Source organism: Anaerobacillus sp. ABA4_114, assembly GCF_056159065.1.
Genome location: NZ_JBSWUM010000001.1, coordinates 1,801,516 through 1,827,746, shown reverse-complemented (window position 1 = coordinate 1,827,746; position 26,231 = coordinate 1,801,516). Strand labels below are relative to the sequence as shown.

General features: G+C 37.3%; 25 protein-coding genes, 5 tRNA genes and 1 riboswitch. Of the genes, 1 reads left to right on the top strand and 29 read right to left on the bottom strand.

Features of this window, described 5'->3' with window-relative positions; all coding sequences use genetic code 11:
* Positions 1–177 precede the first annotated feature (177 nt).
* From ACXAEY_RS09270 to ACXAEY_RS09190, 17 genes are all read right to left on the bottom strand, one after another.
* On the bottom strand, positions 178–573 hold the full coding sequence (locus ACXAEY_RS09270) for a hypothetical protein (protein WP_474811513.1): 396 nt from the start codon (positions 571–573) through the stop codon (positions 178–180).
* A gap of 268 nt (positions 574–841) precedes the next feature.
* Positions 842–1,087 carry a hypothetical protein gene (locus ACXAEY_RS09265; protein WP_474811511.1) on the bottom strand — a complete coding sequence of 82 codons (246 nt, stop codon included), beginning with the start codon at positions 1,085–1,087 and terminating at the stop codon, positions 842–844.
* A 591-nt stretch (positions 1,088–1,678) separates the two neighbouring features.
* Positions 1,679–2,122 (bottom strand): hypothetical protein, encoded by a 444-nt coding sequence (locus ACXAEY_RS09260; protein WP_474811509.1) that lies wholly within the window; start codon positions 2,120–2,122, stop codon positions 1,679–1,681.
* Positions 2,123–2,248: 126 nt separating this feature from the next.
* Positions 2,249–2,512 carry a hypothetical protein gene (locus ACXAEY_RS09255; RefSeq protein WP_474811507.1) on the bottom strand — a complete coding sequence of 88 codons (264 nt, stop codon included), beginning with the start codon at positions 2,510–2,512 and terminating at the stop codon, positions 2,249–2,251.
* A 179-nt stretch (positions 2,513–2,691) separates the two neighbouring features.
* Positions 2,692–2,964 (bottom strand): hypothetical protein, encoded by a 273-nt coding sequence (locus ACXAEY_RS09250; RefSeq protein ID WP_474811505.1) that lies wholly within the window; start codon positions 2,962–2,964, stop codon positions 2,692–2,694.
* A 526-nt stretch (positions 2,965–3,490) separates the two neighbouring features.
* The gene (locus ACXAEY_RS09245; protein ID WP_474811504.1) at positions 3,491–3,766 is read right to left on the bottom strand and encodes a hypothetical protein; all 276 of its coding nucleotides are present in this window, start codon (positions 3,764–3,766) and stop codon (positions 3,491–3,493) included.
* 113 nt (positions 3,767–3,879) lie between these two features.
* A complete protein-coding gene (locus tag ACXAEY_RS09240; protein ID WP_474811502.1) occupies positions 3,880–4,122 on the bottom strand; it encodes a hypothetical protein in 243 nt (80 codons plus the stop codon).
* 63 nt (positions 4,123–4,185) lie between these two features.
* On the bottom strand, positions 4,186–4,752 hold the full coding sequence (locus ACXAEY_RS09235) for an ATP-binding protein (RefSeq protein ID WP_474811500.1): 567 nt from the start codon (positions 4,750–4,752) through the stop codon (positions 4,186–4,188).
* A gap of 243 nt (positions 4,753–4,995) precedes the next feature.
* Entirely contained in the window at positions 4,996–5,241 is a 246-nt protein-coding gene (locus ACXAEY_RS09230) for a hypothetical protein (RefSeq protein WP_474811498.1), read from the bottom strand.
* A gap of 156 nt (positions 5,242–5,397) precedes the next feature.
* Positions 5,398–6,186: a GNAT family N-acetyltransferase gene (locus tag ACXAEY_RS09225; RefSeq protein WP_474811496.1), complete on the bottom strand. Its 789-nt coding sequence runs from the start codon at positions 6,184–6,186 to the stop codon at positions 5,398–5,400.
* Positions 6,187–6,331: 145 nt separating this feature from the next.
* A complete protein-coding gene (locus ACXAEY_RS09220; protein WP_270182336.1) occupies positions 6,332–6,682 on the bottom strand; it encodes a hypothetical protein in 351 nt (116 codons plus the stop codon).
* Between the two features lie 1,005 nt (positions 6,683–7,687).
* Entirely contained in the window at positions 7,688–8,122 is a 435-nt protein-coding gene (locus ACXAEY_RS09215) for a YhfM domain-containing protein (protein ID WP_474811494.1), read from the bottom strand.
* 624 nt (positions 8,123–8,746) lie between these two features.
* Positions 8,747–9,430, bottom strand: a complete 684-nt coding sequence (locus ACXAEY_RS09210; protein ID WP_474811492.1) for a hypothetical protein — start codon at positions 9,428–9,430, stop codon at positions 8,747–8,749.
* A gap of 52 nt (positions 9,431–9,482) precedes the next feature.
* Positions 9,483–11,123 carry a UvrD-helicase domain-containing protein gene (locus ACXAEY_RS09205; protein WP_474811490.1) on the bottom strand — a complete coding sequence of 547 codons (1,641 nt, stop codon included), beginning with the start codon at positions 11,121–11,123 and terminating at the stop codon, positions 9,483–9,485.
* On the bottom strand, positions 11,116–12,885 hold the full coding sequence (locus ACXAEY_RS09200) for an ATP-dependent nuclease (protein WP_474811488.1): 1,770 nt from the start codon (positions 12,883–12,885) through the stop codon (positions 11,116–11,118). The genes ACXAEY_RS09205 and ACXAEY_RS09200 overlap by 8 nt, the downstream gene beginning before the upstream one ends.
* Positions 12,886–13,206: 321 nt before the next feature.
* A complete protein-coding gene (locus tag ACXAEY_RS09195) occupies positions 13,207–13,809 on the bottom strand; it encodes a trimeric intracellular cation channel family protein (protein WP_270182355.1) in 603 nt (200 codons plus the stop codon).
* A 103-nt stretch (positions 13,810–13,912) separates the two neighbouring features.
* Entirely contained in the window at positions 13,913–15,400 is a 1,488-nt protein-coding gene (locus tag ACXAEY_RS09190) for a UDP-N-acetylmuramoyl-L-alanyl-D-glutamate--2,6-diaminopimelate ligase (protein ID WP_474811485.1), read from the bottom strand.
* A gap of 221 nt (positions 15,401–15,621) precedes the next feature.
* On the opposite strand from ACXAEY_RS09190, the gene ACXAEY_RS09185 reads away from it, so the two are divergent.
* On the top strand, positions 15,622–16,689 hold the full coding sequence (locus tag ACXAEY_RS09185; RefSeq protein ID WP_270182356.1) for a DUF3900 domain-containing protein: 1,068 nt from the start codon (positions 15,622–15,624) through the stop codon (positions 16,687–16,689).
* A 24-nt stretch (positions 16,690–16,713) separates the two neighbouring features.
* Here ACXAEY_RS09185 and ACXAEY_RS09180 read toward each other — a convergent pair whose 3' ends face one another.
* The 12 genes from ACXAEY_RS09180 to ACXAEY_RS09125 form a co-directional block, all read right to left on the bottom strand.
* Positions 16,714–18,018 (bottom strand): hypothetical protein, encoded by a 1,305-nt coding sequence (locus ACXAEY_RS09180; protein WP_474811483.1) that lies wholly within the window; start codon positions 18,016–18,018, stop codon positions 16,714–16,716.
* A gap of 84 nt (positions 18,019–18,102) precedes the next feature.
* Entirely contained in the window at positions 18,103–19,350 is a 1,248-nt protein-coding gene (locus tag ACXAEY_RS09175) for a M20 family metallo-hydrolase (RefSeq protein ID WP_474811481.1), read from the bottom strand.
* Complete coding sequence (locus ACXAEY_RS09170; protein ID WP_474811479.1) at positions 19,344–20,663, bottom strand: amidohydrolase; 1,320 nt, start codon at positions 20,661–20,663, stop codon at positions 19,344–19,346. Before ACXAEY_RS09170 ends, ACXAEY_RS09175 begins: the two co-directional genes overlap by 7 nt.
* On the bottom strand, positions 20,660–21,844 hold the full coding sequence (locus ACXAEY_RS09165) for a M20 metallopeptidase family protein (RefSeq protein WP_474811477.1): 1,185 nt from the start codon (positions 21,842–21,844) through the stop codon (positions 20,660–20,662). The genes ACXAEY_RS09170 and ACXAEY_RS09165 overlap by 4 nt, the downstream gene beginning before the upstream one ends.
* A 21-nt stretch (positions 21,845–21,865) precedes the next feature.
* A complete protein-coding gene (locus ACXAEY_RS09160; protein WP_474814778.1) occupies positions 21,866–23,356 on the bottom strand; it encodes an AbgT family transporter in 1,491 nt (496 codons plus the stop codon).
* A gap of 368 nt (positions 23,357–23,724) precedes the next feature.
* The gene (locus ACXAEY_RS09155; RefSeq protein ID WP_474814776.1) at positions 23,725–24,465 is read right to left on the bottom strand and encodes an SDR family oxidoreductase; all 741 of its coding nucleotides are present in this window, start codon (positions 24,463–24,465) and stop codon (positions 23,725–23,727) included.
* A gap of 126 nt (positions 24,466–24,591) precedes the next feature.
* Positions 24,592–25,437, bottom strand: a complete 846-nt coding sequence (locus ACXAEY_RS09150; protein WP_474811475.1) for a bifunctional 5,10-methylenetetrahydrofolate dehydrogenase/5,10-methenyltetrahydrofolate cyclohydrolase — start codon at positions 25,435–25,437, stop codon at positions 24,592–24,594.
* A gap of 39 nt (positions 25,438–25,476) precedes the next feature.
* Positions 25,477–25,559: riboswitch (ZMP/ZTP riboswitch) on the bottom strand.
* A gap of 181 nt (positions 25,560–25,740) precedes the next feature.
* Positions 25,741–25,814: transfer RNA gene (locus tag ACXAEY_RS09145), tRNA-Arg, on the bottom strand.
* 83 nt (positions 25,815–25,897) lie between these two features.
* Positions 25,898–25,971: transfer RNA gene (locus tag ACXAEY_RS09140), tRNA-Gly, on the bottom strand.
* Positions 25,972–25,975: 4 nt separating this feature from the next.
* Positions 25,976–26,050, bottom strand: a tRNA-Gln gene (locus ACXAEY_RS09135).
* Between the two features lie 3 nt (positions 26,051–26,053).
* Positions 26,054–26,138 (bottom strand) — tRNA-Tyr (locus ACXAEY_RS09130).
* A 14-nt stretch (positions 26,139–26,152) separates the two neighbouring features.
* Positions 26,153–26,229, bottom strand: a tRNA-Met gene (locus ACXAEY_RS09125).
* Between the last annotated feature and the right edge of the window lie 2 nt (positions 26,230–26,231).

Below are 26,231 nucleotides of genomic sequence, written 5' to 3'. Positions count from 1 at the left end.
GCTAACGACCTCTAGACATAAAAAGGGAACTCCAACTTTGTAGGAGTTCCCTTTGTTACTTTTAAGATCCCTGCTATTCATCGCTTACATAACACTCCCTATTGTTGAGTGAAATTTTTTTGTGAACAGCTATGAAGATTAATCTATAACTTTTTCAACTGAGATTTCATTTCTATTTTAATTACTTTCTTTGGTAAAGCTCGTAGTGAGTATGTATCCTGTAGCAATAATGCCACCAAGACTTAGTTCCTCATAACTGTGATAAAGAAAAGCTGGGAGGATAGAGGTCGGGATAAACCAGGAAAAAGCAAGATAAAGTGATGGTAAACAAATAATAGTTAGCTTCTGCAAATTCACCCTCCACTTTCCAGGCTTTTTATACTGGTGTAATAATATAGGGATTCCAAGATATAGTCCAATAGGTAAATAACTTAATAAAGCTAAAATCGACCATGGAAATACATTGAATGTTCCTCGCTGCATGTTATCCAGATAGTCCTTCACCTCACCTATGATGATTAATAATACGATAAATCCAGTTATATAGACAAGATAGCGCCATCGTAAATTCATTATAGCCTCCTAACTTTTAGAAGTTTGCTTCCTTCGCATTGAATTCTATTGTTTAAGCATTTTATTACTTTCTGATTATGCATACACCTATTAAAGCGGTTTTAAAGATTAATATTATCGACATTAGAGGGACACCTGGATTACTTGAACTTAGGGTACCTCCAGCTTTGATAAATCCCTCAGGATAGTTGTTCAAAAAAGATTTACATTGGAGTATCTTTTATATAATTTCCATTTTTCAAATTGTACACCATCCATACAAACGCACTTAATTTCTTTTTATTAGGAGGACTAACCCTAAAATGATACTACTTGCAATAGTCAGCACTGGCATCTCTGATAGAAATGGGTTTCCGCCCCAACCCACGGCAGGTCCGTTTGCTCCAGAAACCGATGCAGATACGTGTGCAGCAGATTGCTTAATTGCTATGATCAACTCACCTACTGAGTATGTAATGACTCCTGTCAATAGAGATAACCCGATTAATAGAACCCCTACACCACGATTGTTCAATGCCAATCCCCCTAGTTTCTATATATTTTTCATTTAAGAACACTAACACATAAATTGAGGTTTGAAAAACAGTATACGAAAGAATCAATTTTGGATTCGAACCTGTCATTTAACCTCGTAAAAGAGTCCTCAACTCCCCTGTTCCGCTAGTTAAATAGCTAATTGCCTCGATATTTTTTGTGATTATATAAAAAAAGCGCGAATGATCTATTGAACATTCGCCCCCAATTACGTAAGACTTGATTTCGAGATATTGAAGAGAATATGTAACTAAAACCAATCGCTAGAACCTACAGATGTTTCACATTCTAGTGTTCCTTCCACTATCAAAATTAATATTTAAAATTAAAGACCATGCAAATGCTGATATCAACCCAATCCAAAAAATAACGAAATTTGAAAAGAAGTAACTATTGAAAAAATAGAAATATGTTTGGTTCATAAACAAAGTTATTAAGAAGGCATAAAACCCTAAAATACATCCCTTTCTCCAATGGTTCGTTTCCTTTTCAGACATCTTCTTGAAAAATATACCCATCCTATATCCTCTTTTCTAAAATAAATATTAAAGATTCGCTCCCTTTAGCTGAACTACCTTACTTTAAATTCTCTTGGATTAGTATTTATTAAATAGCTAGCTGGCCCCACTCTAAAAGGAGTCGTTCCTACATATAATCGATAATTCCCTCTAGGGAGTTTAAAGCTTTGAATTGTTTGAGAAAATTCATCTCCCTTTTTCATTACCTTTTGAATGTCATTAAAATCTACTTGTTTCACAACATTTCCATTTTCTTTATTGGCTATGAAAATTGATATTTGGGGCTTTTTGTCGAACTGTATTTCTTCTCCAACAAATTTAAAATATGAAGAAACCTCAATTGTATCCCTATTCTCATAGACCCCCTTATCTGTTTTGACTGATAAAACAAAATCATATACTCGTTTCTCCTCATTTATTGGTTCATTCGAACCGATGTTAGTACAACCCACCAGTAATAATAAAATACTGATAAAGAAAATAAACCTTCCTCTCATTTAGACCTCCTTTGTAGAAAGTGGCTTTACTCTCTTATAAAACTAAAACTATTATTGACTGCTGTTTCTTTAACACAATAGGAGCTGCCACATCGACAGCTCCTTATTTCACTATTAACTCCCAAATTAAGAACTAGGAGACATTCCAGCCATCATTGCAGCAAAGATTATAAGAGAGGCTGTGCCCAATAAGATAATGAGTGATAATGTTGCAAGAAACTTTTGTCTCTTAAAAGATAGTATGGATAATATCGTTGCTAAAATTAAAAAAGCCCATAACACTAAGATAGACTGTGATCCATTAAGGAACATCATTGATGAGAAAACAGCTATGGGTACGATACTTAGGATCAATATATTCATACCAAGAAGAATATCTTTGTTCTTCAATTTAGCACCCCCTCCTTCTTATAATCATTGCATACCAAAAAGTCCTTTAGTATGTAGTACGAACATTCCTCTGTGAAGTTTCAATATAAGTTTTCAAGTATCCCCTTCGTTAGTAAAGAAGATTGCTAATATTGTACAATCGATTCCTTAAATGGATAAACTTTTAGCGACAAAACCCATCAACATATTGAGACTTCACCTTTTTTTATTTTTCCACTTTGATCATTTATATGTAGAGTACCTCTCTCACAATTTTCCACATTTTCGTATTCTATAATATACGTACTTTTTTGGTGTATTACTGATATTATTTCGACTCTGCCTAAGTCTCCAGAGCCGTGGTCCATAACAATTGATTTCGCTTTTTCCTCTGAAACTTTAGGCTCTGAACCGATGCATCCACCCAACATTAATAGTAGAAAAAGAAGCAGCATAGAACTTAAGTATTTCATCTATTTTTTCTCCTATCCATAATAAGATAGTATCACCTATTGATAAAACTGCACCTTTATTATAAGGATCCTAACCCTTTCTAAATTAACGCTCCCTGTTAGTGGAACAACATTTTTACAATACTCAACACTTTCATCTTTGTTACCATTTAGTATTCTCTTTGTCTCTCCTAAGCAAAATTTTGTTATATATCCCAAGAAGAATAAAAATTGTACCTAGTAGAGGGAATATATATTTAAACATAAAGAATACTTCATCAGGGAATATTTCTACTAAAATAGCCATTAATGACACACTTAAGAAAAGTAATATCGTTATAACTTTAAAAATTAAAATTCCTTTGACTTTTGTTCGAAATAAATATGTTAAATAGATGGTAGTAATAAGAGATATGATTCCTAAGACATAAAGTGGTGTATGTTCAATTACAGTATACAAATTCAATCTCCTTAACTGCTTTAGTGTTAAACTTACTTCTCCATTCCACTACTTACTTAAAAATTATTTCAAACTCTAATTACAAACTCAATCTTTATTACATAGAAAAAGGAGCTTATCAAACATAGGATAAGCTCCCTTTTGTTTAAAACTCAAAGTCGAGATACTACTAAACGAAAACGAAAGGTTTTTACGATTTGTGTTATGCTCTAACTTTCCTGTTTCTGGAAGAATAAAACCACTTATCGTTAATCCTAATACAATAGACCATTTTATTTCCCCGTATATGAAGTATATGAAAAGAATAGAAGTGACTCCATAAGCAAGTGCAGAGATAATACGATCTTTAATTCTTTTGCTCATTTTGCAACCCTCCTCCTTTTATTTATATTCCATCCCATATCTTAATTCTTTTATTTGTTTGAACACATAAAAGTAGTAAAGCATAGCTCCCGTTAAGTGAATAAGAATAATAGCTACCATACTATCTCCTCATATATTTTTGATAAGCGTTTTCCGTCAATTCTCCCTTTTAGAAAAAGTTCTTCTGATGTTTCGAAGATTTGAGTTATAGACCCTTTAACTTTTGTTAGATAACACTCATTAAGATTTCGACTTATCCAATATTCTTCATTTTTATAATAGAAGTTGAATTCTTCATCCAAATTAATCCGATCTTGAAATTCTTTAAAGTCTTCCTCTGTCTTTTCTTCCTCCAATTTAGAAAACTACTCTTATTCAACTCCTGCTCCCTTTAACTTAATATTAGAATAAAAAATCAATCATAACTGTTTGACTAAATGAACAATTTCTTTAATTACAGATTCAACTTCCTTATTATCTTTAATTACAAATAAATAATCTGCCTCTCCTTCTTCTGGATCTACGACATCCTTATTCATAGACCCACTCTGTTGACTAATTAGTACTTCCTCAAAGTTAGAATAAGCTCCTCTAAGTATATTGGTACTTCGTTGACTTTTAGCTACTCTATTATGAAGAATTTCATCAGGAATATCAAAATGAACAATGACACTAAGAAATACATTGTAATCATATATTTCTTCGAGCAAATATTTTCTTCCTGTTCTTGTACGATTAGCACTACTAGCAATAATATGAAAATCTGTGTACTCTATAGCATAATTAATTATTACTCTTGAAATAGAATGCTTCAAAGTGTTAGGTCCTTGCTTTGGTAGTAAACTCTTATAATATGTATTTAAAAATTCCGCATTATTATCTTGGTCCATTATAAAAGAATTGGATAACTTACTTTCTAACATTGTTGCAAATGTAGTTTTTCCACTATGGGTTTTACCTACTGTGATAATAACTAACCGTTTCATTGCGCCTCCTATTTTCATACAAATTCAAACTTTCCAAACATTTTAGTTTCGAACATTCCTTAAACTGCACTGGAATTATATTAATTTAATTTATTCTTCCTGGAGCAACGCTCCCGTTTGATGAAGACTTGGTTTCGGTATGTTTTAAACAGAATCTTTAAAAGTTACTCTTAAGAGGAGATAATTCATTTCTTTCCTATTGCTAATTTCTTAATTTATTCCTTCTTACTTCCTGAATCCCCCTCAGCCAATGAATAATTCTAACACTGCGATTCCAAATATTAGAGAAGCAACACTAATATAAACAAATGAATATATCCTTCTTTTTCCCTTTGCAGGCATCTGTAAGAGCTCATGAACTATGATAGATGGAGCCAAAAACAACATTGTGTACTGCGAAAAGGAATAATCAATAAATAAGCCCACCAAGAACAATAGACCTGCGATTACAAACAAACTGATACTCACGTATTTTGCTACCTTTTGCATTTGCACTCCCCCTGTATAAACTCACCATTCATGGAACAGCAGAAATTACCGTCTCAATGAAAAGGCTCCTTGAATTGTATAAGGAGTAGAGGCTTTTGGTAAGCTATCATCTCCATTACCTAACCTCTTCCCTCAATTCACCTTTCCTCGAATATCTCATCGTCCTTGTATCTCTCTAATCCCTTTTCCACCTAAATAAGCATGACCGGTTTGTAATGTAAGTATGGTAGTAAAACCATAGCGACTATAAACTTTCTCAACTTGTTCACTAATCGGGTGAACCCATAGTTTGTCTAGCCGTAAATTTTGAGATTCACTTTGCACGTGTTGTAACAAAAAGCCGATTAATCCTTTTCCTCTATATTCTTCGATTGTCGCGACACTCTCTACTCTCCCCTGATTACCATGAACAAACAAGCATGTTGTAGAACAAGGTGTCCCTTTATATTTTAAAAGGTAATGACTATAACGATTATCGTTAAACTCAGATTCTAACGCCTTTTCACGAACTACTCTTCCTCCAAATTCATTAATCTGACACTCTACCCATAAGGCATCATTATAATTCTTTAAGTCTACTTTCTCTATTGTTACATTTTTATTGAATGGTAACTGTATTACTTCTTTATTCCATAGCTGAATCGGCTGCGGAAACTCTTCATAGTGAAAACCTTTCTTTTTTAATAGCGCAATAAAGCTTGACTTTGACTCCAGTCCATATAAATAAAACCTAGGAATAATATTCATCGCTTTATAAAATGAAGTAACCTCATAGATAACTTTTTCGGGGTCATCAGGTTGTTCACTCAAATGAGCATGGTTTGCATCATAATATTCTGGTTGGTCCTGGTTCCAAAACAGAACTCCCCAAGGTTGATCTTGTTTATTTGAAAAGGACTGTAAAAGTGCAAAATCAAGCTCTTCTATCTGTTTCATTAAATCCATTTATATTCCGCCTATTCTTGGTTTTTTATCCAATATTTCATTTCAATACTATTTTGTTCCTATCTCCTTTATTGTACCTAAAAAAGGGAAGCTCATTAAAATAAGTTCCCTTAGTTATTCATTAAAGCTCCCGATTGTTTAACGATTAGAATTCATCCATTAACCTAAACCTAGTATTAACGTGGTAACCATTTACTGATACTTCACCAACCCGTTTAGTGCCATTATAGTATGTGGCTTCTAGAGTATCTTCCCCATTTTTCAAAACCAGCATATAACTTGAACCTATGGCATCCCAGGTGTCTGTTCTCTTAGAAGTATTTATCTGGCGAATTATTTCTTCAACTCGATTTTGATTGTTAGTTTCATACAAAACCTCACCCGAATTAATGTTAACTACCTTAGCTTCAGTATATTGCTTTGTAATTAACGGATCTTTGCTACAAGAGGCTAGTATGATAGTAATAACCAAAAACAAAGGAATGAAGCTCTTCATTTTGTCAGCCCCTTACTACTTGTTCGAGAAGCTTGCACTAGCTATCCCGCGCTTACTCCCTTTAATTACATATGACCTTTATCTTACTTCTTGAATTTCTTTATTCTTTTATTTACACTTTCGTTTATTCTTGCATTTGAAGCATATGTAATAAGTGCAGAAATAAATTGCTTATTATTGTAGCCGACCAAAGTAGTTTGCTTATAACTATATACTGTTACTCCTATGATGATCCACACAGGTATCAATTTCAGGTACTTTCGGGTATAGGTGATATAAGTTATTTCTCCCCATTTATATTGCAAATCTTTATCTAGTAGATTTCTTATTTTAAAGATTTCACTAGTAAATATTATTTTTTGCATTTTCCCTCTCAAATGGAAAATCCCTATTAACAGGAAAGATATAATTGACACTCCAAATGAAAACCACCCAAAGAGAGTCGTTTCAGAGTCTGTCATTGTTAGCATCAACCCTAAAAAAAGCAACCCTATCATACAGGGGATAAGCCCAACCCATTTGCTGGGATAGAATGTATTGTTTATGTTTTTTCCCCCCCTTTTGTTATAGCCTATCAAAATTATAAATAGAGCGCTCGCTTCTTATCCAATACGCGCGCTCTTTAGTTTCTTTGATTGTTTTACTCCTTATTTAAAGAGATATAAAAAGGGAAAGATATTTATTATGGATTCGCTCCCTATAATGAAACAATCTACTTCTTGTTGCGAACTAAATAAAAAGGAAAATAAGCTAACAATAGACCCAGTGTCATTAATGTCAAAAAAGTCCAAGAACCTCCATCCATTCCTTGCTCTAAGAATATGGAGTTATAGAATAAGAAGAAGAATGAAACAACAAATGTGATTAGACCAAGAGTAATGTTAATTTTATATCTTATATTCATTCAATTCCCTCCAATTAATCCTTATTCATCAGTTGCTACGTCAATTGAAGAGTCTTTGTATTTAGCATTTGCTCCCTTTAAAGGAATACTTCAAATTAAATTTAATCCTCGAACTCGATCTTTGTTAGAAAGGGAGCGTTCTCATGCTTTTCTAAAATGTTTGTTAGATGTTTTACTGTATCTTCTTCCAATCGGTAAGTTTGACTTTCTTTTGGAACAAGACTTTGTATGAACCCTTCTCCATCTTCAATAATCCATAGATGAAATGATTTATTATTGCTTCCTTCACCAATAAGATCGTAGGTTAATAACGGAGGGGTTTTAATAAACTTTTGTTCATCCAATTCTTTTGCATTAGTGGTAGCATCAATGAATATTCCTACCTCTTGGTTCTTATCAAACTCTACTTCTCCTGGAGATTTTTCATTTCCAATCCAATAGCTCGCTTTTACTGTTTCAACATTTTCTAATTCGTTAGTTGAACAGGCGCATAGAGCTATTAAAAGTAGCATCGTAATCAATAGATTTTTCTTCATTAAATGCCCTCCTAGTTCTTCCACCAACCCTTTTAAATCAACGCTCCCGTTAGCTGAACAAGATACTTAACACTACCAAACGTCTACAGCTTTGTTACCAGATCGTATTCTCTTTCTCTCTTTTAAGAAGAAACTTGTTATAATACCCCAGAATTAAATACATTATTCCTAGTGAAGGCAGAATATATGTAAGCATAAAAGATGCTGCATCAGGGAATATCTCTATAAAAAAAAAGCATTACTGGTATACTTAGAAAAAATAATACCGCTACAACTTTAAAAATTAGAATTCCTTTGAATTTCCTTCCAACATAATATGTTAAATAAATGGCGCTAATTAGCGTTAAGATTACAAAGATATACAATGGTGTATGTTCAATTAAAGTATACAAGATCGCCCCCCTCAGTTGCCCTTTTTTCCAATTCATCCTTAGCTAACCACAACTCCATCCTAAATATATCAACCCCTATGACTAACCTAACTCAATCTTTATTTTATATTAGAAAAGAGCTTATTTGGATTACGAATAAGCTCCCTTATCTGGAAGACTTGGTTCAACACATTTTATTGAACATTTAGTTAGTTATAAAAATATCAGAATCCAAAATTTTATAAATAGCGATCTATAAACCTTTCTTTTCCACCAATCCCATTAAGTTTCTATGTAGTAATTCAGCTTCAAATGACTCTTTAAACATAAGCAAAATATTCTCGGGATTATCGATATCACTTTCAAACCGTTTAAGCAATTTATTATCAGATAAAAGATTATTTAATCTTTCTTCAGAAATGTTTATAGCTATGAAGACTCCTTTTTTATATTCATACCTGCTAATGAATTGATCCATTTTCTTAATGTCATCTAACATATCAATATAACTTAGATCTGGATTCGCCTTTACTTCTATAATTAAGTTTTGATTAGAAGAACTCGGTGGTTCGTGTATAAGGAAATCAGGAATATACCTTCTGTCTAATTTGGAAATACCCAATAAATCTTCAACTTCATCACTTATTTGTTTTTTTTGAAGCTCGGCTTGTAAAATCACTTTCTGATTTAAATCTCCTTGCTCTTTTTCAAGGATTTTTCGTAACTGATGATAAAGCTCATAGCAAAAGACCCTCTCATAGTGCTTACTAAGATGAGGAATTATTATCTCCTCTAATTGCTGTTTTGAAGGAGTAAGTTCAGCACCATTAATCATCGATTCAATCCAATGTTCATTACCGTAGTATTCATTTTTCACTAAATTTAATGCTCTTCGCAAAAATTTTATATACTCATTAACTGTAAGTTCCTTCGTCATTTACCCCACCTCCTTTATACCTGAAGACTTTAATATGAATTAGTTACTAACTTTACATTTTGTCTGATTCAATATTCCAAAAAATATTTTCCCTTAAATTTGCTACATTATTGGTATAAAGAAACGGAGACTCTTCGGCGTTAACAAAATCATCTCTATATGCCCTGTATCTCCAGGTTGAAATAACAATATAGCAAGCTTCGATTGCTCTTGTTACTCCAACATAATGTAAATTCAAAGCTTGCTCAAAATCTTCTAGTGTGGCATTTCTATGCTCAGGAGGTAAAATATATTTATAGGTGTCTAATAAAAAGACAAAATTAAACTCCAAACCTTTAGATTTATGGATGGTCATAATATTCACTTGGTTATCTGTAGCAGGCTTGAAGTTTGAAATTCTCAAATCATCTGTTAAAATATTTTGAACGGTTGTGCAAATCGTCTCTTCATAATAACCAGGGTAAATCAACTCTGCTATTTCCTCTAAAAGACTATAATTGTTTTTCAACTCATAATCTTCTAAAGAAAATAAAGAAGTTATCATTTCTAGTGCTTTAGTAAATTTCTTTTTATCTGTTTCTTCGTTAATATACTGTTCTACAAAATAGATAATGGTGGATTGGGATGCTTTATAAGAAAAAAAAGAAGATAATATATCATTAAATAATATCCCCCAACGAGAATTACTTCTGTCGAGTGGAGTGTCTTCAAATAGTTTATTGTCTGTATTTAGAAAACTTGAAACTCTTTTGGCAGATGCGTTTCCTCTACACAAGATAGCAAAATCACTATTCTTCACTAAACCATATTCTCTTTTTAACCTTGGTAATTCACGATCAATGGCTTTGGCTATATCTTTATCTGTTCCCTCAATATTTATCTTTTTTACTCTTGGTTCTTGTGACAATGATATGTTTCTAACACCTAATAATGCTAAAGAATACTCTGATATAGTTTGATGACATCTGTGATTTTTACTAATTTGAAGATGAGTAAAATTCTGATCTTCTATCAAAGATAATAGATACTTAGAATATCTATTACTAAAACCATAAATAGCTTGGTTAAGATCCCCAACAGCAGCTCCTACCATTCCATTATCAACCAAAGTTTTGAAAATTTTGTGTTGTACCTCTCCACAATCTTGATACTCGTCAATGAATATATGAGTATACCTTGCACGCAAGTATGACCTACATTCTTTTACATTATTCATTATATAAAGGGCTATCTCTCCACATATTTCAAGAAAAATGTGGCCTTCACTTAGGGATTTTAGAAGCAACTGGTTCAAATATTCATTACCAGTACTTGATGAGAGACCTAACAGTTCTCTATACTCAGGGTACTCTTCAATTGAGCTCCTGACTTCCAGCTCTATTTTTGAACCTGTTATGAACTTAGCATAAGGATAAATAATCTCTGTAAGATAAAATTTGTCAATTGTTCCAAAAAAAGATCCCCTTATATCTATACCTCTTTTTTTACACCTTAGTTCTAATTCTTTACTGGCTTTTCGGGTAAATGAAATAGCTATAATCCCCTGATAATCTAATAGCTGTTCTATAATCACGCTAACCTTTTCAACAATTGTGAAAGTTTTACCACTACCGGGGTTAGCAGTTACAACAACGTTTCCCTCAACGTCTATTATATTTTGCTGTTCTTGATTTGGAGTATGTTTCTTAATCATCTCCACGCGCAACCTTCTCAGCTAATATTTTTATGCTTTTTAGAGGGCTAGTTATACTATTATCATTTATATCCTTTAGTTCTTTAAAGTGGTCTCTTAGATAACTTAGCATATTCTCTGCCTTAGCATCCTGCATTTTATTGAGAATGCTATTTTTATTGGTAGTTCCATAAAAAACCGAAAGAGAATCATAAAGCTCACTATTAATTAAATCGTTCTCTAAATCATTTTCTGATAAAAAGAGCCCGTCAAAATTGATATGATATCTAATATGATCTTCAAGCTGTATAGCTTCTTCTGGTTTGTGATCTTTTCCTAATGAAATATCCCATTCATTATGTTCACTATTATCATTCCAATATTTCAACAAACCACTTTCCTCAAATAAATCATTATAGATTCCCATAATCCGAGAGATCCCTGCGTTATAGTAAAACTCTTCTTTATCACCGTTGATAGTTTTAGTCTTTTTAAAAATATCAGAATCAGTCCGAAGCACAAATGGGATATTTAATGCTAAGCAAATTTTAATATAAGGTTTAAACCCTACGCCGTTAACCGGAATAATTGAAATGTTAAGTCTATCAATATCGATATCTAACTCTTTTGCCAAGGCCTTATAAAAAATCTCCTCGGATGGTCCTTCAACTAAAAAAACTCCATTCACAAAAAACACATCAGATGTTATTACATTTAACCTATAACCAAAATCATCAAAATCTAATTTTAACTTATTACTGCACCCCCCCTTTGCAACTTTTGTATGCTTTTGGTGAGTATAAAGTCTAACAATCTTATCCGGTCGAAATTCTGAAGCTATATGGGGAGAATGTGTAGTAATAAAAATTTGCTCATCGAAATTTTCTAGCAAATAATTAGATAACTTTCTCTGTTGATGAGGATGAAGATGTGCTTCGGGTTCCTCGATAGCAAAGAAGGTTACTTTTTCCAGGCTCTTTTTATTCTTTTGTCTAGCTACCCAAGTAGCTAAAAATATTTGATTATTCCTACCATCTCCACCGATAGTGAGTAACTCATCTTCGGTTGTATATGTTAATTCCATATTACTCAACATTTTTGTAATATCAGAGCTCGGGGTTACGAAACCTAAATCTTTATCTTCATTATGTATTGCTAAATACTTTAATTCATTATTAACATGACTTAATGAGCCTTTCACATAGTGGAGATTATCAATTCTGCTATTTACACTTTCCAGACTCTTGCCCATTTCTTCAATATTTTTATTGTCTTCTTCATTTTCAATCTCATTGAGACTTAATTTTGAATCTTCAAGTATAAAATTCCTCTCTCTTTTCATATAGGATGTCAAATCTCTATTCGTATTCACGTACTCCATATTCAATCTTTTAATGTAAAACCTTGAATTTTTGAGTTCTAATGATTCTAAATCAGGACCTGTATGTATGCTATACTCTCCATTTAATTGGTTTCGGTATTGTATAATTAAGTGGTTATCTCTTATATCACCTTTAAAAGTACTAATTAGGCAATCCTCCACCACATCTGACACCTTTACTGTTATCTCAATTTCATTTGTTTTGCTGTAAACATTATAATCAGCATTGCTAAGGTCTAAATCGGTGTCACTTAAACTTCTGTCAAATAGTATCCTCAAAGCGTAAATTAGATTGGTCTTCCCTACATCGTTAGCTCCAATAACCAAGGTTTGATTAGCGAAATTTATTGTTTCATCTTGAAAGTTTCTGAATCCTTTAAGATTAACCCATTCAATTTTCATACATATACCCCCATAATTTTTCCATTTTTAATCCATTATACAGTTCAACTCAGATTAAAAACAGTGTAATTATCTCGAAACAGAGTCTTCCACAATCCTGCCCTTTAACAGAAGTTCCACTTCTACATTTCACCATATATTTCACCCCTGAAACTTTCCTCTGTACTATACAAACTTTAAAAAAATCACTGTTTTTCATACTTGTTAAGTATTCTACTTCTGCTAAACGCCAAAAAAAGAGCGCCGAATCGAATCGGCGCTTTTATATATATGCGAGCTCTGTAGTTCTAGATCACTTTCCGTTTACAAGCTAACTTATCGTTACGAAAGCGTTCGGTAAGGTAACTTCCAACCGAGTCTTAAAGAAAGCATTCGTAAGAAGACGATCATGCCGAACAAGATCATGAGAGGAGTTAATCCTTGTGGATAGCCAAGGCCGATCAAGAGCCCTGCCATCATAGCCCAAACGGCATATACTTCCTTTTGGAGGACAGTTGGTTTTCTTCTCGCAAGTAAGTCGCGGATGATTCCTCCACCAGTTCCTGTCATTGCAGCTGCAACCATAGCCGCTATGAATGGCAAGCCCATACTTTCTGCATAGAGTGCACCTTGAATGGCAAATGCAGCTAAGCCGATCGCATCAAAGAAACTTCCCCATTTTTCCCAATAATAATTAATCCAAGAAGCAGGAAGAATGAATAAGATGAGAATCGTTGCGATGGCTACTATGATGAGCCTATCCTGCTCCCATATCGATGGGACGGGAACGCCGATCAATAAGTTACGGATGATTCCTCCACCGAATGCAGTCGCAAGTCCAAGAACGATTACACCAAGAAAATCAAATTCTTCTTCTAGGGCTACAAGGGCGCCACTCGCCGCAAATGCTATTGTTCCAATAATGTTTAGTATTTCCCAGGTCACTCCATTACGTCCCTTCTAACCAATCTCAAAGATAAAATTGTACGTTACCTTCATGATTATTTCAACTACATTTTTTTCACACAAAAACCCTCACGTAGGAGGGTTACGATGTCATGTATGAGTACGAGTGAATAATGTCTTCATCAGAATGGGGGATTTCCTTCCCTTTCACGATTTGAGCTCCATTGATACAACCGCTTGTAAGTAGAATAATGTCTCCTTCACCACCGAGTTCCAGTGATTTAAGCACGCCTTCTCTTCTTGTATTTGTGCGGTGAATATGAGTTGCCCGAGGGTCACTAAAACCCGTCATCACTTTATCAACGATAATCGAAGGGTCATGGTGTCCTGGATGATCGACCGTCACGATAATCTCATCCGCTTTCCCATCGATTGCTTTTGCCATCTTAGGCATCTTTTCAAAGTCTCTGATTCCGATCCCTGCAATCATTACGATTAATCGGCTGTGCTTTAACTTACGAACTTCTTCCACGAGCCTCGTTAATGCAACAGGAGTATGAGCGTAATCTAGAATGACTTTTTGATTAGGTGGTACTTCGATAATTTGAAATCTTCCTTCGGGGCTTTCAAGCTTTGTCAGCACATGAAGAATCCGAGGGATATTATAGCCTAACAACATTGCAGTTCCGATCGCTGACAATACGTTAGCGACGTTATACTCTCCAAACACTGGCACATAAACCTCGTACGCCTTTTGATTGACTTGCAGTGTGAAGGTCGTACCTGCATCGCTATGCTTGATATCAACCGCTTTTAAATCTGATTCTGTTTCAGGCATCAACGAATATGTCACGGTAGGACCGTTAAACAAATCTAAGAGATCTTGACCCATGCCTTCATCATCCACATTGATGACTGCTGAATGCGCTTGACGAAACAGCTGAAGTTTACATTCCTTATAGTTCTCGAAGGTTTTATGATATTCGAGATGCTCTACAGATAAGTTCGTATGAATCGCTACATCGAAATATACGCCTGCAACTCTCTTCTGATCTAGACCGATCGATGTAACTTCCATCGCAACCGCCGAATCATTTGCGTCGAGAAGATCATGGAAAATCTGATGAAGATCGACTGATTCTGGGGTAGTCGGGGTACTCTTCTTGTAAGGGATTTTATGTTTCGAAGTATAAATACCTGACGTACCGATCGAACCCGATGGCATACCTAGAAGAGTTAGCAGCGACCTTACGTATGCAGCTACTGTCGTCTTGCCATTTGTCCCTGTAATGCCAACTGTCTTCAACCGTTCATCTGGACTATTATGAAAGTGTTTTGAAAAATAAGCCATGGCGATGCGCACATCTTCAACATCTACAAACGTTATTTCAGTATATTCCTCCGTAAACCTTTTTAATAGAGATGAATCGCTTCCTACTACAGCAACTGCTCCACTTTTTATTGCATCTTCAATATACAAGTGACCGTCATGATTTTCTCCTTTTATCGCAAAGAACAAAGAAGATTCAGTCGCATTTTTCGAATGAAAAGTAAGTTTTTGTATGTTCTGAGTGCTTGGTCCATATACGGTTTTTATCCGAGCGTTGATTAGGTCAAATTGTATATTCATCATGTAGCCTCACATTTCTGTCAAATATTGCTTTTAAAAATAAAATTTTATATTGCATATTTAAACGTTATTTCCCCTATTCCTTATAGGGTTAAACATTCTTATGCTTATGGTTTACAACTGACGAGCAGCCTATATCAAGAAATTACTGGATTCAGCAATTGACGTATGTATTTTCCTTGCCTATACTTGATTAACGTATTAAGAAAACAGGTGATAAAATGGAATTTTCTATGAACTATTTATCCTTTTACCTCGTAGAAGGTCCGAAGGAAAATGAAGAAGCACAGTATAAACATTTTCAAACGCTAGATGAAGTTACATATACCGATAGCCCCCTTAAATCTTTTTTAGATGGAGAGCTTGCGAAAATCACAAAAAGAAAAGTTGATCGTCACGCAAAATCCGAAGGAGCTCCTACTAAAATCGGTCGTTTTATGGTTGAACCTGGTCATGAATTGACATCTAATCCGAATTTTAATTTATTCCACAGAGCAAGATACTCTGAAACGGCTGATGATTTTGAATCAGAAGCAGATCAAATCGTCCAAATGTATCTTGATACGAGCGCGATTCGAGGCGGCGTGTTGATTGTCGCATCCGCTAAGCTCACTAAACTATTCGACGACCCGTTCCTTTTTATAATGAAATGTGACTTCGAACCGAAAGTGGCAACAATTACTAACGAAGATACGTTAATAGAAAATATCGAGATGGCCATTACAACAAAAAACATGAAATCCGTTCAATACCCCTACATGCCAGAAGAGGGCATGATCGATAGCGCCGAAGTTAAAGTTCACCAGTCCTCACACGCTAGGTATTTCGAAGACTTCTTAAAGTGGGTCGAATATGAAAAATCGATGCCCGAAATCGTGAAAACACAAACCATGGATATCGTTCAGGACCACATTCAAGAAACGTTCCAACCAGAAAGCGAAGAAAAAGAACAGTTCGAACAGGTGATGGAAGAATGGGCGGCGAGTCCTAAGAGAGAGTTACAAGAGCACTTTACCACAGAGCAAGTAGTGGAAGCTACTTCGCAGATCGTGGAACAATCTCCTGACGTAGAATGGAAGCTTAAGCTCGATCATGTTTCTGTAAAAGCGATGCTGTCTGATTTTGGAGAAAGTATTCACTTAGCGAAAGTGAACGGAAAATATGTACTTGCGATCGAAGCCGATTCGATTACGTTTGAAAAAGGCTTCTCTCCAATCGAGTTTCATAAGCCCGATTCGCTTCAGGAAGTCGTGGAGCGAATCTATAAAAAGAGTGAGAATGAATCTTAAAAGCCAGCATTTGCTGGCTTTAATTTATATGTAAAGCTCGTAAACCTTCTTTGGCCGGCCTCTCTGACCGGCAGCCTCTTCACCTTTTACTGCTGCTAAGTTTAACCGCTCTAATTCCATTAAGATTCTACGCGCATTTCGATCGGAGCTCTTCAACCATCCTGCTATATCATTTGCCGTAACAGCTTCTCTGCCGTAGTGACGGTAATAGGAAGAAAGTTTCGACACGACTGCAGGACTGAGCTTTGCTTCTTTTAGTTTCTCATTCCATTCGTCTCCGAGAATTCGTTCTTGGTAGCTAACACGTTCATCGTTCTTATAGAGCGTTACTTTCTTCTCTTCATCAACGAGGACAGCTTGTTTTTCCTCATCATTACTCGATAATCGAAGGGCATGTCTTACATTTTGTTCGGCGCCCCATGCAGTCATGCCATAACCGATACCAAGATGAACAGACAATCCTGTTTGTTTTTCCATATCATCTAGAACGACTGCTGGTAAGAAATGATCATCTCTGACTTCAAGCTCTCCTCTTGTAGAATAGATAAAAAACAAGCCATCTCCAACTTCAACGAATGAGCCTTGAACTTGCTCAGAGAAATTTAATAGTAATCGTTTAAGGTCTAAAATCTGCTGTTTGATCTTATAGGAATAAAATTGTTGCTCTTGGTGAAGGCTTTTGGCATTTACTTCTACACCAACAATACCAAGAGAAGATTTCCTATACCAGTTCGCCTGACCATACTCCCTTATGTATCTGAGTTCTAACTCGATACTAAGTCGAGAAGGTGAAATTCGAAAACACGGTATCCCAAGTTCCTTCATTTTAAGATGAACGGTTTTTATGCACGTCATCACCGCATCTACTTTGCCTTGTTCGTAAAGCTCTTTATGAAAAGCGATGACATCTTCAGCAGGCAGAAATTCTTGCTGTCCATATAAAGTGAAAGCTATTTTTTCGATAGCAAACTCGCTTCTTACCCTCTCCATTTCAGCCTTTTGAATGGTATCTAGACTTACCCGTTTGATCGAGGTGTGGGATGTTGTCATCATTTCAACGATAGAGCCCATCAAACTTGCTCCATAAAGGTCTGGAAAGCTGGCATTCTCTTCATTAATCAAGTTTTTTCTTAATAAGTAGTGATACAAGGCAGGTCCAGACAGAAACCAGTGATCGATCTTATGATTATTTTCCCTTATGATCGATTCTGACTGTGCGGCGTGCTCATAAGGAAAATAGAGTACGTCAAGGTCTGTCATTTTTTCTGCTACTTCTTTAATTCTCATGATCGAATCTTCCGGTCCGAGAATTCCAAGCTTCGTTCTCATCGCACACCCTCCAACACCTTTTCTTTTACTATACCAAAGATTTCTATACTAGAAAAAACCCCTTCCACTTAGAAGGGGTTGATCTTAAGCTTCATTTTTTAAATAATGGGTTATGATTTCAGCACCCATAACCATATCCTCTTGGCTCGCAAATTCTGAAGGATGATGGCTCACCCCGTCTTTACACGGAATGAAAAGCAGTCCCGTCGGCCATTTGTGTGCCATATTCATAATATCGTGACCAGCTCCACTTTCCATATCAAATCCTTTGTATCCAAGACTTTCGCCCACTTGTTTTAAGCTTGCTAACGTATCTGGATCAAGAAATACTGAATCGTCATCAACTAGAGTTTCAACACGGCATTCTACTCCGCTTTCATTTGCAAGTGAAATAATTTTCTTCTCAATATCTTCTGCGAGCTCTCTCTTTAGCTCATCATCAACGCTTCTTATATCGATTCCTAACTGAACAGTGTCAGGTATTATTGTCATCACGTTCGGTTCAACAGTTAACGTACTAACTGTTGCCACTACAGGATAATCACTTGCTTTAGAACGTCTACTTGCCTCTTCAGAAACGTAAGAAATTAAAGGGGCAGCTGCACATAGAGCATCTCGTCTATTATCCATCGGAGTCGTTCCGGTATGACCCGCTTTTCCTGAAAGTTCAATGGACAACCTTACTGGACAAGCAATTGCGCGTGCAATTCCAAACGAAGAGCCAGCTTGTTCAATTCTCGTCCCCTGCTCGATGTGAAGTTCAATAAATTGCTGTAACTCTGATTCCATTCGTTCGGCTTTTTCAAAATTGCTCCACGTTAACCCAACTTCTTCTACAGCTTTTTGTACCGTTGTTCCATCCTCATCCTTCACATCCTTGATCGCCTCTTTATCAAGGAGTCCAGCCATTGCTTTACTACCGATTGTCGAGACGCCAAACCTTGACGACTCTTCAGACCTAAAGCAAATTACTTCGATTGGGATTGATGGTGTAAAACCGCTCTCTTTAAGGGTTTTGATTGCACTTAGAGCACAAATGACACCAGCAGCTCCATCAAAGCCACCACCATGTTTTACTGTATCAAGATGTGAGCCGATCGCAATGGGAGCATCTTTAGAATCAGAATCTTCCCATTTCGCAATCACATTCCCCGCTTCATCTTGTCTAGTATGCAACCCTAAGTTCGTTGAGATTTCTGTAAACTGCTGAATCGCTTTTTCTTCTTCTTTACTGAACCCAAGCCTTGTGAACCCTTCTTCTTTAAGCAAGGTATCTGTACAATTTACCTGATAAGTAATATCAGATAACCACTGTTCATCGACCTTTAACATCTATACTCCCCCTGAAGTTTCAAAATCGTGTTTAGATATGTTTCAAACGCAATCCTTAATGCGGATTCATCATAATCGAATGATGAGTGATGGTGTCCTTCGGCTAATTCTGCTCCAAATAACAGATAAGCCGCTTTTCCTCCGCCTTTTCTCACTTTATCCATCATAAGCGTAGCATCTTCAGAAGCACCTAGTTCTCCGAAATCATGTACCGTATGAACGCAATTCGAGTGTCTCAAAACAGTTTGTACTACTTCGGACAATGTTGAATCGCTCTCAGCAGAAGATGCGTGCCCCATCAATTTACTAGTAACGTTAACGTTATACATGTGAGCAGCTCCGTGAACGATTTGTTCCAATTCTCTTGCCATATAGTCATTTAGGTTTGAAGATTCACCTCTTGTTTCCACTTCCATATTTGCTCGATCAGGTATTGCATTCCTTCCCCGGCCAGCATTTAGGGTCCCCACGTTTATTCTTGTGGCACCATCACTGTGCCTGGATATTCCATGAAGGTGAAGTGCTGCTGAAGCTGCTGCTAAGAGCGCATTGTTCCCTGTTTCAGGTTCTTTTCCAGCATGTGCACTCTTTCCACTAAATTCGATATCAAATTTTGAAGTAGAAAGGAAGCCTCCCGTACAAGTGGTTACTTCTCCTGTTTTCCGTTCCTCTATGATTCCAAGATGGCCTGTTAAAAAATAATCAACTACATCAAGCAATCCTTTTTCAACCATCGCTTTGGCACCTCGAACGCCTTCTTCTGCAGGCTGAAACAAGATTGTGATTTTACCATTCAGTTGATCTTTTATATCATCTAAGTACTTAGCAAGAAAAACTCCGATTGCTGTATGACCATCGTGGCCACACGCATGCATCACATCGTCACGAGTAGATGCAAAGCCTTGATGAATGGGAAAGTGATCAGTTGAACGATCTTCTTGAATCGGTAAGGCATCGATATCGAATCGAAGAGCTATGTGCGGTCCATCCTTCCCGGTATCCAGCACAGCTGCTAATCCAGTACAACCGTCAGCCATTTTTTTCATCATGTCATCTGGGACACCATATGCTCTCGCTCGTTCTTCTTCAGAGACGATTTGTTCAGGTGTCGGAAGACCCATTCTCGCACTATGCTCGAGCGATTCATGACCGGTATACAAAGAAAACGAAAGGTTATTAAGAGCACTAGCAATTTTCCAAGTTGTTACGTATTCAGTCCAACCTAATTCAGGGTATGAATGAAAATCCCTGCGTAATGAAATCAGGTTACTCTCTTCCCTTTTACTCAATTCGATAGTAGACGTATTACTCACGTTACTTTCAGCTCCTCTAATGCATCGACTGCAACGTTAGCAAGCATCTTCACGCCAATCGATAGAGCTTTTTCATTCAATTCGAAATATGGATCGTGAAGTGGAAACGGCTTCCCACTGTCCGGCATAACCCCTAACCAAAAGAACGCTCCTGGATACCGGTGTAAATACCTGCTAAAGTCCTCTCCTCCAAGAGATGGGTTAACAGAAGGAACAGCTTCTTCTCCATAATGTTTTCTTGCCGTTTCCCTTACTCGTTTCGCCCAACGCTCATGATTAATGGTAGCTGGATATCCTTCAACATAATCGATTATCGCTTCTCCACCCATCGAAGCGGAGCTGCTTTCGATCACTTGATAAAAACGCTCTTTCATTTGTTTCCTCACAGATGGATCAAACGTGCGAATCGTGCCCTCTATCACAGCTGTATCTGCTATAACATTATAGCGATACCCCGCTTCGATCTTACCCACTGTCAATACAGCTGATTGAAGAGGATCGATGTTTCGACTAACGATCGACTGAAGTTGCATGATTGCAGTGTTAGCGATGATAATGGCATCAGTCGTTTGATGCGGCATACTAGCATGCCCGCCCTTTCCTCTAAACGTAACTTTAAACCGATCAGATGCCCCCATCATCTCTCGATCAGATATACCGATTTGCCCAACAGGAAGGTCTGGCCAAACGTGCTGTCCGAATATAACATCAGGCTCATCATCTTCAAACAAGCCATCGTCCATCATCGGCTGCGATCCTCCAACTGGCGCATCTTCCTCTGAAGGTTGAAACACTAATAAGATCTTGCCGCTTATCTCTTCTTTTCGTTCGACTAATAGTTTCGCAGCTCCAAGTAACATAGCGGTATGGGCATCATGTCCACATGCATGCATAACACCATCGGTAGTAGACGTAAATTCACAAGAGGTTTTCTCATCGATTGGAAGTGCATCAATATCAGCTCTTAATGCTACAGTTGGACCGGACTTCCCTCCATCGATAATACCTTTGATTCCATTCCCAGCGATTCCTGAGACGAAGGGGATGCCATATTCACTCAATTTATTACAAATAAACGTTGCAGTATTTCGTTCTTCTCCACTAACTTCAGGGTTTCTGTGAAGATGTCTTCTCATTTCAATGATTTCTTGTATACGGTTGTTGCTCAGTTCAAAATTCATACCATCAACTCCAAGTAGTATTTATAGTTTCATGTGAATTCCTGGTCCAATCGGAAGTCCAAGTAGTGTCCACACAATAAAGATCGCTGTCCATATGATAAGAAATACGACTGTATACGGTAGCATGACAGAGAACAGCGTACCGAACCCTGCTTTCTTATCGTATTCTTTCATAAATGCAAGGACCATTGGTACATAAGGATTTAACGGTGTAATGATATTCGTTGAAGAATCGGCGATCCGATAGGCAAGTTGTACGAACGCTGGGTTGAAGTCCAATAAGGCAAACATCGGTATAAATACGGGTGCCATCAACGCCCACTGAGCAGATCCGCTGAATATAAATAGATTCAAAATGGCTGTTAAGAAAATAAAACCTACGATGACAGGTAATCCTGTCATATTGATACTTTGTAGGAATTCTGCTCCTGATACCGCAATCCAAACACCGATATTGCTCCAATTAAAGTAGGCAATAAACTGCGCTGCCGCGAAAATAAGCACGATGAATCCAGACATATCTTTCATAGATTCACCCATGAAGCGTGGAACATCACTTGTTCCTTTTATCTTGCCAACTGTAACGCCATAGGCAACTGAAACTGTGATAAACATAAATAAGATGATCGGAACTATACCGTCTAAGAATGGAGAAGGAATCAATCCGCCGTCTTCATTACTTAATGGCGCACCTGGTAAAAAAGTTGCTAACGCTAGGATAGTAAGAAAGATTGCACCAGCAATCCCTGCATTCCTTAATGCTTTCGATTCGACGTCCGTTACTTTCTCTAATTCTTTTGTTACTTCTCCTTCGTATTTTCCTAGTTTTGGTTCAACTATTTTCTCCGTGACCCAAGCACCTACAACCATCAGCATGATGACTGAGAACGACATGAAGTACCAGTTATCTACTGGTGTCACGACAAGGTCATCACTGATATTTTTGGCAACTTCTGTTGAGATACCAGAGAGTAAAGCATCTGTACCAGCGATAATAATATTTGCTGTAAAACCAGCACCAACTCCTGCAAATCCAGCAGCGAGACCTGCTATCGGGTGCCTCCCAAGCGTTAAAAACACCATCGCTGCTATCGGCGGTACGATAATAAAAGCTGCATCTGAGGCAAGGTTTCCTAATACCCCTGTAAAGATAACCGCATATGTTACAAAACGTGGTGGTGCATTGATAATCGTTTTTTTCATAAACGTCTGAATTAAGCCGACTTTTTGAGCCAATCCTATTCCGAGCATCATTCCTAGCACGAGTCCAAGCGGCTTAAACTCAGTAAAGTTCGATAACATGGAAGTCAGGATATACGTAAGACCCTCACCAGACATGAGGCTTTTGATCGCCACTTCCTCTTTCGTACCTGGATGGACCACTTCCACATCGAACATACTTACAACGAACGACAATAAGATAATTCCAACTGATAAATAAACGAACAGCATAAATGGATGAGGCAGCTTATTACCTGCTCGCTCCACGCCATCAAGTACCTTTGAAACGATCGATTTCTTTTCAACTTCATAGCTATCTTTCTGGTCATTAAAGCTCAAGGCCATTCCCCCTCTTTATTTTCGGATACGTTCCTTATTTATTCCGTTAATAGTTACACTAACGCACTTTCTGTAATAATTAAAGTATTTTTCAGAAAATTAAGTGAGAGGAAATCTAACCTTTTCTTTAAAACCTCTTTATATCAAGCGATCGAGCACCTAAATTTTTTGGTCGAATTTTGATATATTTGGATTAAATGCGGGATTCGGATAGCCATTATTATTGATATACGATGTTTCAAGGATTTTTTGGAAGTTTTCGGAAACAAAAAAAGAACCCAATGATTCTCATTGGATTCAAGCTTACGTTCGCCAGTCTATTACTGCATAGGTCGAACAACCACTTCATTAACGTTAACGTAATCAGGCTGTGTTAGTGCATAAACGACAGCACGTGCGATATCATCAGCTTGAAGCTTCTTCATCGTAGCTGCTCGATCTTTAAACATTTCTAGCACTTCGTCGTCAGTTATATGGTTTGTAAGTTCAGATTCCACTGCACCTGGAGAGATGTTTGTTACGCGGACTCCTGTTTTCGAAAGTTCTTTTTCGAGTCCCATCGATAATGCACGAACAGCGTATTTCGTTGCACTATAGACGCTGCTAGAAGGAAATACTTCGTGTCCAGCAACACTTGAAACATTGACGATGTGGCCGCTCTCCTGCTTCAGCATGTCTGGTAAGACTGCGTGAACACCGTGAAGAACACCGTTAATGTTTACGTCTACCATCTGAGTCCACTGATCCACTTCATCATTCTTCATGAACGAAAGTAGCATAACACCAGCATTGTTAATGATCATATCAACTTTGCCGTATGTATCTTTCGCCTCTTTAACCAAGTTTTCCATGTCTTCTTTTTTGGTAACATCCGTTTTCACTACGAGCGCTTTTCCGTTCGATTGATCATTTAAAGACTGAGCGAGATCAGTTAACTTCTCTTCTCGACGTGCAGCAAGTACCACGTTAGCTCCTTCATCAGCTATATGGCGTGCGATTGCTTCACCTATTCCGCTGCTTGCGCCTGTAACGAGTACAACTTTACCTTCTAGTTTCATTATTCATGCTCCCTTCACTAATGATCTTTCATTACGAGACTAACACAGTATTCCCAAACCAATTAGTAAAATGCTCATGAAATGTGCTTTCCTACATAAAAAAACTCGGGATCATACCCGAGTTTTTCGTTAGCTAATTACAGATTTTTCTGCAGCATCTACCGTATGTTTTAATAACATCGCGATCGTAACAGGACCAACGCCTCCTGGAACAGGAGTAATTGCTGACGCCCTATCTTTTGCTGTTTCGTATTCGACATCACCGATATTGCCTTTGTTGTAACCAGCATCGAGAACGATCGCTCCTTCTTTGATCCATTCACCCTTGATGAACTCTGGCTTTCCTACAGCGGCAACTACGATGTCAGCTTGACTAACATGTTTTGCCAAGTTAACAGTTCTCGAATGACAAGTCGTGACTGTAGCATTTTCATTTAAAAGAAGAGCACCAACGGGCTTTCCAAGGATAGGACTTCTTCCTACAACGACCGCATGCTTACCTTCAGGATTAATGTCATAGTCTTCCATAATCTTCATAATTGCTGCAGGGGTACAAGATGGGTATGTACCAAACCCTAGAGCAGTCTGTCCGTACCCTTCACTCGTCACGCCATCGACGTCTTTCTCGATCGCGATCGTCTCAAATGCAAGGCGTTCGTCGATTTGAGACGGCACAGGATGCTGAAGCAAAATACCATGGACAGCATCATCGCGGTTCAGTTCTTCTATGGTTTCAAGCAACGTTTCGGTGGTTGTTTCCTCTGGCAGATGAATCTTTTTTGATACAATCCCTATACGTTCACATGCATTCCCCTTCATTCGCACGTACGTTTCAGAGGAAGGATCATCTCCAACAAGGATCGTTGCGAGGCTGGGCGTAACACCTTGTGTTTTAAGTGCTTCCACTCTTTCTTTAAGCTGTTCTTTCACACGATTTGCAACTGCTTTTCCATCTAATAATTTGGATTCTGACATGAACTCATTCCTCCTAGACAGTGTTAAGAAATATCACTATTTCTTCGCCCAGACGACCGGCTTTATTCATTACAGCTCCCTTGTGGTTACTTCCACATTTGTCGTCAGTTACTGCAATAAGGTTTCTACGGATATAGTAGCATATTAAGCGGGAAAATCAAGAGATACGAGTGCGAATATACGCAAAAATTAATAATGGGTTGATTTTTCACGCGAATGTTCGCCTTTTTGAACTCCTCGTCATTATCTTCACTCACAAAATAAAACCTCCGAGTGGTGTAACCACTCAGAGGTTTTGAGATACGCGCCTTAGAGGATTCGAACCTCTGACCCACAGCTTAGAAGGCTGTTGCTCTATCCAGCTGAGCTAAAGGCGCATGGTAGTATGTGTGATACGATAACTGAAAGTTAGTATACCACGTTTTCCATTCTTGGAAAAGTCTTAATTAAAATTATGTAATGGAGCGGGTGATGGGAATCGAACCCACGACATCAGCTTGGAAGGCTGAGGTTTTACCACTAAACTACACCCGCAAAATGGCTGGGCTAGCTGGATTCGAACCAGCGCATGACGGAATCAAAATCCGTTGCCTTACCGCTTGGCTATAGCCCAAAATGGTGGAGGGGGACGGATTCGAACCGCCGAACCCTGAGGGAGCGGATTTACAGTCCGCCGCGTTTAGCCACTTCGCTACCCCTCCACTATTTAATTATATGGTAGCGGCGGAGGGGATCGAACCCCCGACCTCACGGGTATGAACCGTACGCTCTAGCCAGCTGAGCTACACCGCCAC